Annotated in this window: 13 protein-coding genes; 8 read left to right on the plus strand and 5 right to left on the minus strand. The window is 39.4% G+C overall.

Annotated features, from left to right (window positions below; translation table 11 throughout):
* Nucleotides 1–324: 324 nt before the first annotated feature.
* From lgt to modA, 4 genes are all read left to right on the plus strand, one after another.
* The gene (gene lgt, locus MXE38_RS07505) at nt 325–1,128 is read left to right on the plus strand and encodes a prolipoprotein diacylglyceryl transferase (RefSeq protein WP_246913622.1); all 804 of its coding nucleotides are present in this window, start codon (nt 325–327) and stop codon (nt 1,126–1,128) included.
* 130 nt (nt 1,129–1,258) lie between these two features.
* Nucleotides 1,259–2,653 carry a bifunctional UDP-N-acetylglucosamine diphosphorylase/glucosamine-1-phosphate N-acetyltransferase GlmU gene (gene glmU / locus MXE38_RS07510; RefSeq protein ID WP_246913623.1) on the plus strand — a complete coding sequence of 465 codons (1,395 nt, stop codon included), beginning with the start codon at nt 1,259–1,261 and terminating at the stop codon, nt 2,651–2,653.
* 402 nt (nt 2,654–3,055) lie between these two features.
* Nucleotides 3,056–5,188: an MFS transporter gene (locus MXE38_RS07515; RefSeq protein ID WP_246913624.1), complete on the plus strand. Its 2,133-nt coding sequence runs from the start codon at nt 3,056–3,058 to the stop codon at nt 5,186–5,188.
* Between the two features lie 36 nt (nt 5,189–5,224).
* The gene (gene modA / locus MXE38_RS07520; protein ID WP_246913625.1) at nt 5,225–6,061 is read left to right on the plus strand and encodes a molybdate ABC transporter substrate-binding protein; all 837 of its coding nucleotides are present in this window, start codon (nt 5,225–5,227) and stop codon (nt 6,059–6,061) included.
* Nucleotides 6,062–6,183: 122 nt separating this feature from the next.
* Here modA and MXE38_RS07525 read toward each other — a convergent pair whose 3' ends face one another.
* The 5 genes from MXE38_RS07525 to MXE38_RS07545 form a co-directional block, all read right to left on the minus strand.
* The gene (locus MXE38_RS07525) at nt 6,184–7,161 is read right to left on the minus strand and encodes a class I SAM-dependent methyltransferase (protein WP_246913627.1); all 978 of its coding nucleotides are present in this window, start codon (nt 7,159–7,161) and stop codon (nt 6,184–6,186) included.
* On the minus strand, nt 7,158–8,024 hold the full coding sequence (gene aroE, locus MXE38_RS07530; protein ID WP_246913629.1) for a shikimate dehydrogenase: 867 nt from the start codon (nt 8,022–8,024) through the stop codon (nt 7,158–7,160). Before aroE ends, MXE38_RS07525 begins: the two co-directional genes overlap by 4 nt.
* A 159-nt stretch (nt 8,025–8,183) precedes the next feature.
* A complete protein-coding gene (locus tag MXE38_RS07535; RefSeq protein WP_246913631.1) occupies nt 8,184–8,747 on the minus strand; it encodes an L-threonylcarbamoyladenylate synthase in 564 nt (187 codons plus the stop codon).
* A 99-nt stretch (nt 8,748–8,846) separates the two neighbouring features.
* On the minus strand, nt 8,847–9,356 hold the full coding sequence (gene purE, locus MXE38_RS07540; RefSeq protein ID WP_246913633.1) for a 5-(carboxyamino)imidazole ribonucleotide mutase: 510 nt from the start codon (nt 9,354–9,356) through the stop codon (nt 8,847–8,849).
* 62 nt (nt 9,357–9,418) lie between these two features.
* Nucleotides 9,419–10,546, minus strand: coding sequence for a type I DNA topoisomerase (locus tag MXE38_RS07545; protein ID WP_246913635.1), 1,128 nt, complete (start codon nt 10,544–10,546; stop codon nt 9,419–9,421).
* A 314-nt stretch (nt 10,547–10,860) separates the two neighbouring features.
* Here MXE38_RS07545 and def point away from each other — a divergent pair, with 314 nt between their 5' ends.
* From def to trkA, 4 genes are all read left to right on the plus strand, one after another.
* Nucleotides 10,861–11,394: a peptide deformylase gene (def, locus tag MXE38_RS07550; protein WP_246913637.1), complete on the plus strand. Its 534-nt coding sequence runs from the start codon at nt 10,861–10,863 to the stop codon at nt 11,392–11,394.
* A 201-nt stretch (nt 11,395–11,595) separates the two neighbouring features.
* Nucleotides 11,596–12,561 (plus strand): methionyl-tRNA formyltransferase, encoded by a 966-nt coding sequence (fmt, locus tag MXE38_RS07555; RefSeq protein ID WP_246913639.1) that lies wholly within the window; start codon nt 11,596–11,598, stop codon nt 12,559–12,561.
* A complete protein-coding gene (gene rsmB / locus MXE38_RS07560; RefSeq protein ID WP_246913641.1) occupies nt 12,554–13,903 on the plus strand; it encodes a 16S rRNA (cytosine(967)-C(5))-methyltransferase RsmB in 1,350 nt (449 codons plus the stop codon). The genes fmt and rsmB overlap by 8 nt, the downstream gene beginning before the upstream one ends.
* A 117-nt stretch (nt 13,904–14,020) precedes the next feature.
* Nucleotides 14,021–15,409 (plus strand): Trk system potassium transporter TrkA, encoded by a 1,389-nt coding sequence (gene trkA / locus MXE38_RS07565; RefSeq protein ID WP_246913642.1) that lies wholly within the window; start codon nt 14,021–14,023, stop codon nt 15,407–15,409.
* The last annotated feature ends 116 nt before the right edge of the window (nt 15,410–15,525 follow it).

The raw sequence follows: 15,525 nt of genomic DNA on the forward strand, positions 1-15,525 counted from the left end.
CCATATTAAAAGCTTTGGGTAAACCGTGGTGGGAGCTTTTGTTCCCTGTATGTTACCGTCCTTACTCAGAATGGCCTATGCGTGGGGTTTTATAAAAAAATGCTAAAAACCATCTCCCCAAGTTGCGTTATAACAAACTTGCTTAAATTAAATTGTGTTTTAGCTTGCGTTGTAATTACTAGATTTGCGCTTATGTGATAGCAATTAAGCTTTGACTAAACAATTGAACGAAATTTTTCTTATTACTGCCTAAAAGTCAGCTGGTTCTTGTAACTGACAATATAATTTAGGCCCAAGATTAATCTATTCAGGCGGTAGACAATTATGTTTGTTTGGGATGGCGATCCTATTGCCTTTCAGATCGGATTCTTAACTGTCCGATGGTATGGCTTATTATTTTCTGGCGGCTTTATTATTGGCTACTTTATGATGATAGCCATGTTTAAACAGGCCAAATACAACACAGAAGACCTCGATAAGATGTTAGTCTATGTGTTTTTAGGAACTATTATTGGTGCCCGTTTAGGTCATTGTTTAATTTATGAGCCAGAATACTATTTATCCCATCCTTTAGACATTTTAAAAATTTGGCAGGGCGGTTTGGCAAGCCATGGCGGCACTGTTGGTGTTATTGTCGCTTTTACTATCTTTATCTGGAGATCTAAGGGCAAATATCGCTTTTTTAATATTGCCGATATGATTTGTGTGCCTATAGCCTTGGTGTGCACTTTCATTCGTCTGGGCAACTTCATGAACTCAGAAATTTTAGGTAAGCCAACCGATAGCTCTTTAGGTGTGGTCTTTGCTCGCCTTGGTGAGGACTTTGCCCGTTATCCAGCTATGCTCTTTGAAGCTTTTGCCTACTTCATGACCTTTATTATTCTCCTTAGCCTCTATATTTGGTGGAAGAATAGACCTCAAGGCATGCTCTTGGCTCTGCTATTGTTCTTTATCTTTAGTGCTAGATTTATTATTGAACCTTTTAAAGTTGAGCAGGCTGATTACTCAACCAATATGGCGCTTAATGTTGGTCAGCTTTTAAGTATTCCATTTATCATTGCTTCCTTAATCTTAATGGTCTTTGTTTACCAAAAAGATAAAAAGGAAAAAGCTTTGCCTAAAGATTAGTTAAAGAAGCATTCTAATGATTACCATTAGAATGCTTTTTTGTTAATGAATAGATCTTTGCAACACAAAAACAAATATTGGTGCTATGCTGAACGCATTATTTTCCTAACAATTCATTTAAGGAGAGGTTATGGCTCTTGAGGTTATTATATTAGCAGCAGGAATGGGCAAGAGAATGAACTCACAATTGCCAAAGGTATTACATCCTGTGGCATGTGTTCCAATGTTATTTCATGTAATTAAAACTGCTAATGAGTTGAATCCAGCTAAAATTCACCTCGTTTTAGGCCATCAAGCCTCCAAGGTTCAAGAGGCCCTAACCAAACTAGACTCACCTCTTCAAGAAAAAATCACTATTAGCATTCAAGAACAACAGTTAGGTACAGCCCATGCCGTAGCACAAGCCCTACCTAAATTAGGTGCTGATAGCCAAGTTATTATTCTCTATGGCGATACCCCTCTTACTCCTAAAGTTGAACTAGAAAAACTTTTAACCGCCCTTGAAAGCTGTGAATTGTCCTTATTAACTTCTGAGCCTAAAAATCCATTTGGCTATGGTCGTATTATTAAGGATGAGCAAGGCAATTTTGTTGGTATTGTTGAAGAAAAGGATGCATCAGCTGAGCAAAAAGCTATTAGAGAAATCAATACAGGCATGATTGCTTGTCGCAGCTCTACTCTCAGTAGCTATTTGAGCAAAATTGGTAATAACAATGCCCAAGGCGAGTACTATCTTACCGACCTATCTTCACTATTAGTTAAAGATGGCAAGAGAGTATGCCCAATTAAAGCTGATCCTAACAATGTTGATATGTTAGAGGGTATTAACAATAAGGTTCAACTTGCCTTTATTGAGCGCATTTACCAACAAAATCTAGCCAAACAATATATGATGCAAGGCCTAACCTTAGCCGATCCTAGCCGCTTTGATGTCAGGGGTGAGCTTGAGTTTGGTCAAGACTGCTTTATTGATACTAATGTTATTATCGAGGGTAAAGTATCTTTAGGTAACAATGTAGTAATTGGCACTGGCTGTGTACTCAATAATGTTACTATCGGCGATGGCAGCATTATTTCTCCATACACTATTATGGAAAAATCACAGCTCAAAGAGCGTACTACTATAGGCCCATTTGCTCGTTTACGCCCTGGTAATGTTTTAGAAGATGATGTTCATGTGGGTAACTTTGTTGAAGTTAAAAACAGCAATATTGGCAAGGGCACTAAATCAGGACATTTAACCTATATTGGAGATAGTGATATCGGCGCAGGCACCAATATTGGCGCTGGCACTATTACCTGCAATTACGATGGAGCCAACAAACACCGTACCACTATAGGCAATGATGTCTTTATTGGTTCTGATACTCAATTAGTAGCCCCTGTAACAGTTGAAGATGGCGCTACCGTAGGTGCTGGCACTACAGTAACTAAAACAGTTCCTGCTAACTGCTTAATTGTCACCCGTGCCCATGCTTTTACCAAAGCTAACTATCAACGCCCTACCAAGAAGCCTAAAAAATAATATTAGCTAATGCATTATCAGCTTTATTAGCACCAAGGTCTCACTATCTTTGCCAACATCATAGTGAGGCCTTTTGTTTTTTTGTTTATTAAGTAAAAAAAGCTAGAAGTTTTGTGTCTTTTGTCAAAAAACAGCCTAAATTAGTAGTGTACTTTGCTAAAATATAGAATTTAATCACGGTATTTTATTTATACCAACTGATCTCTTTAGCACCATATAGCCTTTTACTAAACAATATTTCCCATAGTCTGTTAAGGATATAAAAATCAATCTATCCTTTTAAAGGTACAAGAAAAAGGGCTATAAGAATTAATGCTGGATAGGTAAGCTGCTCTTATTAAACAAACTTTTTTAGGGCCAGAGCCTAAAAAAGAATAATCTAAAAAATTTCGCTATCTTAATATGTACGGTTTAAATCACATATCCGTTGGACTAAGAGATCGCTTAGTCTATGGATTTAGCTGCTTTGGAAAAGATTTAGTATACGGACTTGTTAGTTGCATTATCTTTTTATATTGCATCCAAGTGCTCAATATTTCTATTACTTTCTTAGGAATTTTATATTTGAGCCATCATGTCCTTGGTGCCATATTGTGCCCTTTTTTTGGAACTTTGGTTGACCATACTAAAAGCCGTATTGGTAAATATAAGCCTTACATTATTATTGGCGCTATTATCAATAGTATTGCCATTGTTGGCTTTTGCCTCATTGATCAATTCCCTTATGATTTTCGCTATTTTTATTTAAGCGTTATTTATATTATTTGGTCATGCTCTTATTTCTTAATTGACGTACCTTCATGGGCTACTTTATCTATTTTTAACACCAATGTAGCCACTCGTGACTCTATGGCTGCTATTCCTAGTATGTCTAACGTTTTAGGAAGTCAAATCTTAGCTATTGGTGTTCTTCCTGTACTCAGTGGAGTATCCGATTTTTTAAACATACAAGATATCAGCTATGTTTTTATATGCTTAATTAGTGCTGTAATTTTAATTTGCTCCCAAGCAGCTTATGTGTTCTTATTAAAAACCTCATCTTTAGATCAAAACCATCTGCCAAGCCACTTTATTCCACCATCTTTAAGCACTGAAAATAAAGATACAGCTGCTACTAACTATCAAAGTGACCTTAATATGGGCAAGGCAGATAATCTTTATAACAGCTACATGATGGAGCATACTAACTACAATCAAGCCCAAAATGCTCGTGACTTTTACGATCAAATTTCCACTAATGCTAATGAGGGCTTAAATGTAACTAACAACCATAGCTCCTTTGCTAAAGTATTAAATGTAAACCTGCTAAAGATTAATCCTTTTAAGCAAGTAAAACGCATGAGCCGCATTATCTTTAGCAATGATCAGCTTTTAGTATTATTTAGCTGTTCTATTTTGCTTAATACTATGGCAGGTCTAATCTTTGGTGCCTTAATCAACTCATTTTTAGATCAGCAGCTACTAGAACACAGCAACTTATATTTCATTATTATTGCAGCTGCTTTAATTCAATGTGCTTTCATGGCTACTTTTGAAAGCTTTGCTCGCCATACTCCACGCTCATGGATCCTCAATGGTTCTGTAGTGGTTGCCATGGTTACCTTTATTATGAGTTGCATTACCACAGCTAATAACTCTTTATTCTATGCTCTCATTGCTTGCTGTATGTTTATAGGTAGTGGTTGTATAGGATTGTGCCGTGTGGCTGTAAGTTCCATGACTATTGATACTGTAGACTACGGTGAGTTTAAGTTTAACTTGCGTACTGATGGGCTTATCTTTGCAGTGCGCTCTATGGCTAAACACTTAGGTGTTTTGATTGCTTTCTTCTTTTACGGCGGAGCTATTTCTTTAGGAACTCACTTTAACGCAGCTGAAAACATTGTACCTACCATTAGCTTGAATTGGGCTATTACTACTGTAGTGTTATTAGGCTGTAGCGCTATTATTATTTTTAGTATGTACTACAAATTAAATGGTGCTTTCTATCGTAATATTCTTAATAACCTACAATACTTAAGACAAAATCAAAAAGCTGATTCTAGTAATGATAATAACGATGTGCAACACTTTATGTTGCGCTATTGTCTTGATGAAAGCACTATGATTATTAAGTTACAAGCTCGCAATTTAGATGATTTAATCAAGGCTTTGGTACAGAAACTGGCTAAAGTTAATGCTATTACCTCTGAGCTTGATTATATGCAAGATCTTAAAGCCAGATTAGCTCTTGGCCCTTGTGGCATTGCCGAGGGCATTGCCCTACCTCACGCCAAGTCCTCATCAGTAAGACGAGCTACAGTAGTAGTAGCGACTTTAGATGAACCTTTGGATTTGGGAGCTTTAGATGGTCGCAAATGTGATTTAGTGTTTTTACTTGCCAGTCCAGATGATGGCGAGACTCACTTAAATCTTTTAGGACGACTATCATTATTGCTCAACGAGCAAGGCTTTGCAGATAAGTTAAGAACCTCAGGTTCTCCTACTGAGCTGTTTGAACGCTTAATACAATGCGAAAAACATATAGTTAAATAAGCACTTCTTTAAGTCTTTGAGGGCATAACTGTGGCTATGATTAAATTATTGGGTACCCCTTTAGCACTAAAGGGAAAATTTTACTTAAAGTGCGCTCTTTGCTGCCTTGCACTTAGTGCGCTTAGCTTGCCTCTTAATGCCCAGGCTCAAAATAACAACCCAATTAAAGTATGTGCTGTACCTCAGCTCTATCAGGCGCTCAATTTTTTACAAGACCACTCTAAAGTTAAATTTGAGCCCCATTTTGCTACAGCCAATGAGCTTTATGCCCAAATATCTAATGCCCCTAATAATGACACTACCTTATTGTGTGATGTAATTTTATCCTCAGATGAGCGTCTTCCTATTAGTTTGATTAGATCGCAAAAAGCTGTTGGTAGCTCAATGTATCCTTTTGCCCGCTCTCCTTTAGTACTCTGGTCAGCCGATCCTAAATTACTAAATGGCCATGATCCAAGACTCTTAATTGAACGAAAGAAAATTACCTCTTTTGCTATAGCATCGGCTAATTTAACCCCTGTAGGCTTTGCGAGCAATCAAGTAGTCAAGCGCAATGACTTTAAGATAAGCTTGATTAAAGATAGAGTTTATAAAAGCGATCATGAGTACCAAGTATACTCTATGGTAGCAAACGGAAATGTCCAATGTGGTTTAATTAGCAAGCCATTAATTGCCTCAATTAACAATAAGACTCCAGGCTCTTATTACCAGGTACCACGTAGTTGGCATTCAGATATTCAATACTATGTAGTGCTATTAGAGCAAAGTAAAAATAATGCCCTGGCCCAACAATTCATAAGATATCTCATTAGCAATCAACAAGCCCACGACTACCTCAAAGGCTTTGGCTTTGAGAACATTACTCCAGAATAGTCCCTGCCCATGGCCAATGGCCATGGCTATGGCCAAAAGCCATGGGCCAGGGCCCAGGCTTGCAAGGCAAGCCCTGGCCAGGTCAGGCAAGCGCAAGCTTGCCTGGGGCTGGCCTTTACTTGTTAGTGGACATAGCAGTCAAAGCGGCATTGACCACCATCGACAAAATAACTTCGCTCAAGGCCTGCAACAGCTAATGGCGGAGCATAACTAGGTCTTTTGAGTACTACTCTTTTTACCGCCAGCTCTAAGGCCAATTCTAAAAACTCAATAATGTCCTTATCTTCACCTATAACCTGCTGGAAGACGAACATGTCTTTTTTAACTTGGGCTGAGTTCTCTCTTTCAGGGAACATAGGATCATAGTAAATGACCTCAGGACGAGCGTTATTAAGATCATTTGCAAGCGTCAAGCTATGATTATCAGTACCTGCTAGAGCCAAGCTGTAATCTTTAATCGTTCCAATGGGACTTAATACTGGCAAGGTAAAAGGGAAAAAGCGTGAGCCTTGGGCACGCTTGAGAGCATCATTTAAAATGATCCAGATAGGAAGTTGGCGTTCAAAAGACACTACTTTAGCGCCAGCGTGAGCTAAAATCATAGACTCACGTCCTAACCCTGCTGTAGCGTCAAACACCAAAGCACCGTCTTCTAGACCATTCATAACTGCACGAGCTACAGGCTCTTTTTGTCTGCCCCCTCTTAACAGGCGTTGTCTATAAGAGAGTAGCTCAAAATCTAGCAACAAAGGCTTCATCTTGATTTGATTTAACAAAGTTAAGCCTGCGCCCTCTTTATCAAAGCTAATTAGCGCATCATCTAAGCCATAATAAGAGCTATAACTGCTAGTATTAAAGCTCTGTACACCATGCTTAGCTATAAGCTTAGCACCCTCTTTAGCTAGCTGTAAAAGCTCGGCGTATTCTTGATGGTTAACCCCTACCGCAACCCAGTCCTCATATAAACCAATAACTTGGCCTAATGATGACAGGTGATCAGTCTTTTGAGCATGCTGCTTTAGAAAACCTACCGAGCACTCATAAGAGTCGTTAACTATTGGGCTTACTTCTTCTGATAAATGAATAAATAGCTTTTTCATTGTTGCTGTAAAACAGAGCGAATATAGTTGATAGTATTTTCAGTATCAGGCAATACTCCTGTCCACAACTCGTAAGATTGAGCAGCCTGACCTACCAACATACCAAGACCATCATAACAATGCTCCACATTTAAAGAGCGTGCCTTATTAGTAAAAATGGTGGAACCATCTTTAGTGTAGTAAAGATCATAAACGAATTGAGCGTGACTATAGAGCTCTGGTGGAATCTTTGGCAGTTCATTATTCATGGATAAAGAGGTAGCATTGATAATGACATCAAAATGCATATCTGGCTCTAAACTTTCATAGTTACTGGCCTTGAGCTCTAAAAATGCGCCTGTATCCACCTGCTCTTGTAAGTTTTCAAAGATCTTACGAATCTTAGCAGTAGTACGATTAGCTACAGTAATGGACTTAACCTTAGTGCGATAATCCATAAGGTTTGGCAAAATACCTCTAGTAGCACCTCCTGCGCCTAAAATTAAAATATTAGAGCCTTTTAAAGGACAATTTAGCCTTTTTAAATCTTGAAAAAAGCCTGCGCCATCAGTGTTGTCACCCAAAAATTGAGGCTTTTGATTAACAAAACCATTAAATTTAAGGGTATTTACCGCTTGAGCGATTTTAGCTCTTGGAGTTAACTCGGTAGCATAATCAAGAGCATTTAACTTGCAAGGTACTGTGATATTGCAGCCAAAGCCACCACTTGAAAAAAACTCATCGGCTTTTTGAGCAAAAGTATGCTCAACCAAGATACGCTCATAAGTTATATCTTGGCCATATTGTGAGGCAAAGTGCTGATGAATTAAGGGAGATAAAGAGTGTTCAATAGGATTACCAAAGACAGCAAGCTTAAAAGTCATAATATTAGTAGCGCCCAAGACCCTATCTTAATCTAGGGCAAGAAGCACTCTCCTTAATGAGGTAAAACCAATAATTAGTTAAGATTAATTATTGTGGCATACCTAAATAAGATTAAATATGCATGGCGATGACCTTGCACCAAATTAGTTCAAAAAACCTTAGGAGCGCAATACTTTTCCTGTTAATGCATCATAAATGGTGCTTGGTTTAGCTAAACCCTGGCATGGTTCATCAAGAATATAATCCACCTCATGGGCAAAAGCTAAATTCAACTGCTCTAAAGTTTTTAAAGGCTCACTGCCTGAGACATTAGCACTAGTAGAGACAATAGGGCCACCTACTTGGTCGCATAAACTCTGCAACAAAGGAAAAGCACTGATGCGTACGGCAATGGTATCTCGTGATCCAGTAAGTATTTGAGGGGCATTGCTAGTAGCAGGCAAAATAAAAGTAGCGTGTCCTGGCCACTTTTCTTGTAATAATTTATGAGCCTCATCATTTAACTTAGTAAAATCAACTAAGCCTTGCAGCATAGTTAAGTTTGAGGCCACTATAATTAGGCCTTTATTGAGAGCACGGTGTTTAATCTGAATAATGCGCTCAATAGCCTTACTATCATTAGCTAAGGCCGATAAACCATATACTCCTTCGGTTGGGCAGACAATTACCCCTCCTTGACTAATAATATGCGCCCCATGAGCAATTTTTTGTGCTACATCCATGATTGCATCTCAATTAATACGACAAAACATTCAAAAATAAAGGGCTCATCCTTAATTTAGGATAGCCCCTTATGTTGAGAACTAATAATTTAGTTTAATTTATAAAGCCTTTAAAGACTCTTGAAGCTTGGCATCCTTATCCATAACTTCTTGAGCAGCCTGCTGACGATTAGCCTTAACACGATTATCTAAGTCCTTATCAGCTAAGGCCATGATTTGAGCTGCTAAATAGCCAGCATTCTTAGCGCCAGCCTTGCCTACAGCTACAGTAGCTACAGGAATACCACCTGGCATCATAACAGTTGAATAAAGAGCGTCTACACCATTTAATGGGCCGCCATCAACTGGAATACCAATTACTGGACGGGTGGTACGAGCTGCTACGGCACCAGCTAAGTGAGCGGCTAAACCAGCTGCACAAATAAATACAGCAGCACCACGCTGCTCTGCGTCTTGAACATAATTTGATACTACGTCAGGGGTACGATGAGCTGAGGCTACTCTAACCTCAAACTTGATATCAAAACCTTTTAACACATCTAAAGTGTTCTTAACTAAAGGTAAATCAGAATCTGAACCCATAATAATGACGGCAAATTGCTCAGACATAGTGCTCTCCAAAGTTTAAAAAAACAAATAACAACTTTTAGCGCGATTATATCACGTAAAACCTATGGCTCAATTAGCTCATATTTGCGTTTACGCCTACTGGAACACAAAGTATTACCACAAACTAAAGCCATACCTGCCTTAACTTTCTTTTTAAAGCTTAAAGGAAAACCACACTCTTTACATGTCCTTAAGACAGGCACTCCTGAGAGGAGAAAATTACACTTAGGATAATGGCTACAACCATAGAAAATACGGCCATTGTAGGTTCTACGTTTTTCTAAAGTGCCTTTAGAGCAAATAGGACAGCTGATAGCTTGCTCCTGCTCTGTTTCTTTGTGTGTGTAATTACAATCAGGATAATTACTGCAACCGACAAACAAGCCATAGCGTCCCTTTTTAACTGCCAGAGGAGACTGACATTTAGGGCACAAGCTTTTTAAAATTTTTAAGGTACTAACAGGACTGGATGCTGCGGTAAAATAGCGCATTTTACAACTTGGATAGCAAGAACAGCCTAAAAATTGCACCTTATCATTTTTTCTTAAGACCAAGGTTCCTTGAGAGCAAGCAGGACAAAGATCGCCCTCTTTAAGCGACATTTTGCTAAAACGCTCCAAATCCTCAGCACTAAGCTCAGGCCCCTCGCTCCCCAAGATGGCAGCACCATCAGCTACTAGAGCTGATGGTACTGTGCCATCAGGTACAGCGCCAAATGGCGCTGCTGCGTCAGCAGGCACAACTGTACCAGCATCAGCAGCTGCATTATTACCATAGTCATTATCTTTTACGCCTAGAACTGCCATTAGCAAGTCACCACTTTCTTGCTCTTGGGAGTTGTTAATGAGCTTATCTAAAATAAGCTTGGCGCTACCTACGGATGCTTGCTCAGGCTCTTGCCTTTGCTCTGGCTCTTGCCTTTGCTCAGGCTCGTGCTCTTGTGCTTGCTCTGGATCTTGCCATTGCCCTTGGGCTTGCTCGGGCTCGAGCTTAGGCTCTAGCTCAGGCTCAGGCTCGAGCTTAGGCTCGGGCCATTGGGCTTGGCTGTGAGTGGCTATCTTATAGTCTACTTTGCTACTAGAGGAGGCTAAAATGTCATGTCTTTTTTGCTTAGATGGTTTAGTGAGCTTTGGTAAATGACGCTCAGCTACATAGCCATCTAACTCTTGTTGAGTCTCAGACAAAGACATTGTATTTATAGTTATCAATCCTAATGAATTTTGTATTGAGGTACTATCCTCACTTACAACTAGATCTTGATGCTGCATTTGTAAGACTTTGTATTTAGCAATGTTTTGTAATATGGCTAGTTTCTTAATATTTTAACTAGCACCACGCTTAAGTAGTCATCTTAAGGGATGCGTATGATACCAGCCTTTGACGCTCTTAGCACCCCTAAAACTTGGCTAGGTTTTTTCAGACAGATAAGAGCAAACGCACATTAATCTACAAGCGTGGTAAAATTAAGATTAGACTTTCATTTTTTCGAGGTTTTATTTGTTCAATGGCAATTCGCGAAATCGTAATCTATCCAGATGATAGATTAAGAAAACCAACCAAAGAGGTTACTGTTTTTGATGATGAGCTTAAAGAGCTTGTCCAAGATATGTTTGACAGTATGTACCACTATGATGGTATAGGCTTAGCAGCTCCACAAATTGGTGTTAGCAAGCGTGTTGTTACAATTGACATCTGTGACTACGACAATGAGGGCAATGCTATTGAGCATCACCCATTAGTGCTTATTAATCCTAAGATCTTAGAAAAGAGTGGCACTACTGAGTACAAAGAAGGCTGTCTTTCTGTCCCTGAATATTACGATGTAGTAACTCGTGCTGAAAAAGTAAAAGTTGAAGCCCAAGATGTTGAGGGAAATACCCATATTTATGAGGCTGATGATCTTTTAGCTATTTGTATGCAACACGAAATAGATCACTTAGAAGGTCATTTGTTTGTCGACTACTTGTCCAGCTTAAAACGTGATCGTGTCACTAAGAAGATGCTACAACTTAAAAAAGAGCAAAAGAACAACTCTTAATTAGATATAGCCTACAGAGCCTGATGCTTATTTAATTTCCTTTATTTACAAGTGCCTAAGTTAACAGGCACTTGTCTCCAACATCTAATAGCCGTTCTGGCCCCATTGTCAATACCTGCTACTTGCCCTTAATCTTAGAATAAGAGTGTGCTTATAGACTTTTGTGCTTGATAGTTTAGGTATAGTAAGGATGAGTGTTTAATGTCTGAGAAGATTATTTTTGCTGGCACCCCTGATTTTGCTGCCGAGCATCTCAAAGCCTTAATTGAGGCTAAATATAATATTATTGCTGTCTATACTCAGCCAGATAGACCATCAGGACGTGGCCATAAACTAACTCCAAGTCCTGTTAAATCCTTAGCTTTGGAGCATAATATTCCTGTTTTCACCCCAGTAAACTTCAAAGAAGAAGCTGATAAGGCTCAATTTGAAAGCTTACAAGCAGATTTAGCGGTAGTAGTTGCTTATGGCTTAATTTTGCCAGAGCGTATCTTAAATGCTCCTCGTTTAGGCTGCATCAATGTACACGGCTCCTTACTACCACAATGGCGTGGTGCTGCCCCTATTCAACGAGCATTGCTTAGTGGTCAAGACAAAACAGGCGTGACTATTATGCAAATTGTTAAAGAGTTAGATGCTGGCGATATGCTGTATAAAAAGGAAATTGAGATCACCACCCAAGACACCTCAGGAACTCTATTTGAGCGTCTTGCATCTTGTGGTGCTCAAGCCTTAGTTGAAGCTATGCCTAAAATCTTAGCTCAAGAGTTGGTGCCTCAAAAACAAGATAGTGCTCTGGTTACCTATGCCCAGAAACTCTCAAAAGATGAGAGTCCTCTTAACTTTAATCACAGTGCAAAGCAGCTCTCCTTACAGGTTAGAGGTTTAAACCCTTGGCCTGTGGCTACCACTACTTTTGATGAGGTAGTGTATAAGGTTTTTCTAGCTCAAGAGCTTAGCGCTGAGCAAGTTGCCCTCTTAGGTAAGATTGATGATCTTGAAAATGGAGCTATTGTACAAGTTTCAAGTGAGGGCATTACAGTTAAGTGTGCCGAGGGCTGTTTATTACTACAAACCATTCAAGCTCCAGGCAAGGGCCGTGTTAGTGCTGGTGATTTTGCTCGTTCTAAGAAAGATTTATTTGTAAGAGGTAAGTGTTTTGCCTAATTTTAAACGTCCACGCTTTAAAAACTCCCACAAGCACGTGACAGAAGCTGTAGGAGCAAAATCTCGTGCTGCTGCCGCCAAAATTGTAGTGGCTGTAGAAGAGGGCCAGTCTCTTAGCGAGGCTTTTCCTATTTTCTGTGCTGATTTTGATAGCCGCGATACAGCTTTTATTAAAGAAATTGTTTATGGCACTTTAAGACATCGTCGCTTGTTAATGAGCACCTTAAAGCCAATGTTTGACTTTAAGATCACTGAGCGTGATCGTATTGTGCCAGCACTATTGCTCACCGCTTTTTACCAAATTGTCTTTATGCGCTCTCCTGCACATGCCGTAGTAGCAGCTACTGTAAGTGCCTGTGGCGATGTAGGTAAAAAGTCCTTTACCTCTTTAGTAAATGCTATTTTGCGTCGTTTCTTAAGAGAAGGTGCCAAGCTAGTACATACTAGCAACAATGCCGTAGAGTTCTCTTTCCCAGATTGGCTTTACAATAAATTAGAAGCCACTTATGGAGCAGAGCAAGCTCGTTCTATTGTGCTTAACTCTAACGAAAAGGCCCCATTATTCTTAAGAGTAGAAAACTCTAAGATTAGCACTAAGGACTTTATTGATCGTCTTCAAGAGCAGGATATTGTGGCCTACCCACTTGATATTTGTCCAAGTACCGTACGCCTTGAAAATGCTACTAATGTCTTCGATATTCCAGGCTTTAACGATGGCATTTGTACTGTTCAAGATGTCTCTGCTCAATTAGCAGCCCCTTTATTAAAGCTTGATAGTGAAGCTGCTTTAAGAGTTTTAGACTGTTGTTGTGCCCCAGGCGGCAAAACAGCCCATATCTTGGACTTATCCCCTAAGAGCCAAGTGGTAGCTTTAGACGTAGATGAGGCTCGTTTAGAGCAAACCAAAGCCACCTTAAGCCGTTTAAACCGCATGGATAATGTGACTTTAATGGCTTTAGATGCCCAAGAGTTAGACAAGATTGAAGGTAATTTTGATCGTATCTTAGTTGATGCTCCTTGCTCTGGCACTGGTGTTATTAGAAGACACCCTGATATTAAGTGGCTCAGAAGACAAAAGGATATTGCTGCACTATGCCAAATCCAAGCTAATATCTTGGATGCTGCTTATAACAAGCTTAATAGTGGCGGTGTCTTACTTTATACTACTTGCTCTATTTTAAAAGAGGAAAACCAAGACCAAGTAACTGCCTTTTTAGAGCGTCATAGTGAGGCTATCTTAGAGCCTATTGAGCTTGAGGGCCATAGTTATGAGACCTTGCAACGCCTACCTGGTGATCATTTAGGCGATGGTTTCTTCTATGCTCGCATTATTAAGCCATAAGAAATTAACAGCTAACAATCGCAAGATTGTTAGCTCTTTTTTCATAGTAGCTCACCAGCTATTACTAGTGGTTTTTTGCAATCTAGCTTGGTTAATATTTTATTAAAGAGAACACTTATGAGAATCATCATTATCGGAGCAACCATGGTTGGCGTTGAGCTTGCTGAATACCTTGTTCAAGCTGGCCATGCCGTTACTTTGATTGATAGCCCCTCTGAAGAGTTATCCCAAATTGCTAATCGTCTAGATTTACGTGTAGTGCAAGGTGATCCTACTTGGCCTTCAGTGTTAAGAGAAGCTGGTGCTAGCAATACTGAGCTTTTAGTAGCTACCTCACCTCAAGATGAGATTAACATTGTTACTTGCTCAGTAGCAGAATCTTTATTCAATATTCCTCGTAAAATTGCCCGTATTAGAGCACCTGACTTTTTAAACGAGCAAGATAAACTGTTTGGCCCGCACGCTATTCCTATTGATCACATCATCTCGCCTGAACGTATTATGGCTGATGCTGTGGTTGATTTAATGGAATTACCTGGCGTTAATGCTATTAATACCTTCGCTAAAGATCGTCTTATCATTACCTCTGTAACTTGTAGCAATGGCGGTAAATTGGTCGGCGGACAAATTCTTGATTTAGAAATCTATGATGGCCGCTGTAAGGTATTAGCTGTTTATCGTAATGGTGAACTCCTAACTAAGTTAGATAATAAGAACTTAGAAATTGGCGATGAGATTTTCTTTTGCTGTGAGCGTACTCGTGCCTTAAATTTAATTGGAGCCCTGATTCCACTTAAACCTAATGGTAAAAATGTAGTTATTCAAGGCGGCTCTCACATTGCAGATGCACTAGCTTTACGTTTAGCTCAGCGCTATAACGTAAAGCTCATTGAGCCAGATGCCAAGCGTGCCCAGAGAATTACCGAGCGTTTACGAGATAGCAACGTAGAACTTTATTGTGCAGATGCTTCCAATATCGATTTTATTATGGAAGAAAAGCTCTACCAAACAGACACCTTTGTTGCTGCTGCGCCTAATGAAGAGAGCAATATTATGTCCTCTCTTTTGGTACAGCGTCTTAATAAAGTTAGAACTATTGCTATTATTCGTCAGGCCTCTTTTCAGGATATTGCGCAATCAGGCAATGAGATTGATGCCATTATTTCTCCTCGTGAAGCTATTATCTCGGCTTTACTTTCTAACATCTTACAAGAGGGTGTGGAGAAAATGCGTATCTTCCGTCAAGGCCAATCTGAGGCTATTGAGCTTTTAGTTCAAGGCACCAAAAGATCTAGTTATGTGGTAGGCAGAAAAATAGAAGATTTAAACATCCCTACTGGCGTTCATTTTGGTATGGCTCTTAGAGATAAGATTATCTTAAAAGTTGATGAAAACTTTACCTTTGAAGACGGGGATAGAGTGGTAGTCTTTTTAACTGATCGCATGCAAATGAGAGCCTTAGTTAAACTCTTTAAACCACGCCCATTCTGGCTACCTCGTTGGTAGGATCAACTTGATAGCGCCCGCTCCTACTCTTTGCAGGTTAAGTTAAATTGTATTGAGCCATGCTATCAAAAAAAATAGTGTAGGCACGATAGTAGGAATGTAGGGCATAAGGCAGA

This window comes from Anaerobiospirillum sp. NML120448, from assembly GCF_023050945.1.
In the GTDB taxonomy this organism is placed as follows: Bacteria; Pseudomonadota; Gammaproteobacteria; order Enterobacterales; family Succinivibrionaceae; genus Anaerobiospirillum.

What these genes read in the sequence shown, in the direction of transcription:
- modA (WP_246913625.1), top strand. Translation starts at nt 5,225, where the DNA reads ATGATTAAATTATTGGGTACCCCTTTAGCACTAAAGGGAAAATTTTAC.
- trkA (WP_246913642.1), top strand. Translation starts at nt 14,021, where the DNA reads ATGAGAATCATCATTATCGGAGCAACCATGGTTGGCGTTGAGCTTGCT.
- MXE38_RS07525 (WP_246913627.1), bottom strand. Translation starts at nt 7,161, where the DNA reads ATGAAAAAGCTATTTATTCATTTATCAGAAGAAGTAAGCCCAATAGTT.
- MXE38_RS07545 (WP_246913635.1), bottom strand. Translation starts at nt 10,546, where the DNA reads ATGTCTTTGTCTGAGACTCAACAAGAGTTAGATGGCTATGTAGCTGAG.
- MXE38_RS07535 (WP_246913631.1), bottom strand. Translation starts at nt 8,747, where the DNA reads ATGGATGTAGCACAAAAAATTGCTCATGGGGCGCATATTATTAGTCAA.
- def (WP_246913637.1), top strand. Translation starts at nt 10,861, where the DNA reads ATGGCAATTCGCGAAATCGTAATCTATCCAGATGATAGATTAAGAAAA.
- lgt (WP_246913622.1), top strand. Translation starts at nt 325, where the DNA reads ATGTTTGTTTGGGATGGCGATCCTATTGCCTTTCAGATCGGATTCTTA.
- aroE (WP_246913629.1), bottom strand. Translation starts at nt 8,024, where the DNA reads ATGACTTTTAAGCTTGCTGTCTTTGGTAATCCTATTGAACACTCTTTA.
- MXE38_RS07515 (WP_246913624.1), top strand. Translation starts at nt 3,056, where the DNA reads ATGTACGGTTTAAATCACATATCCGTTGGACTAAGAGATCGCTTAGTC.
- fmt (WP_246913639.1), top strand. Translation starts at nt 11,596, where the DNA reads ATGTCTGAGAAGATTATTTTTGCTGGCACCCCTGATTTTGCTGCCGAG.
- purE (WP_246913633.1), bottom strand. Translation starts at nt 9,356, where the DNA reads ATGTCTGAGCAATTTGCCGTCATTATTATGGGTTCAGATTCTGATTTA.
- glmU (WP_246913623.1), top strand. Translation starts at nt 1,259, where the DNA reads ATGGCTCTTGAGGTTATTATATTAGCAGCAGGAATGGGCAAGAGAATG.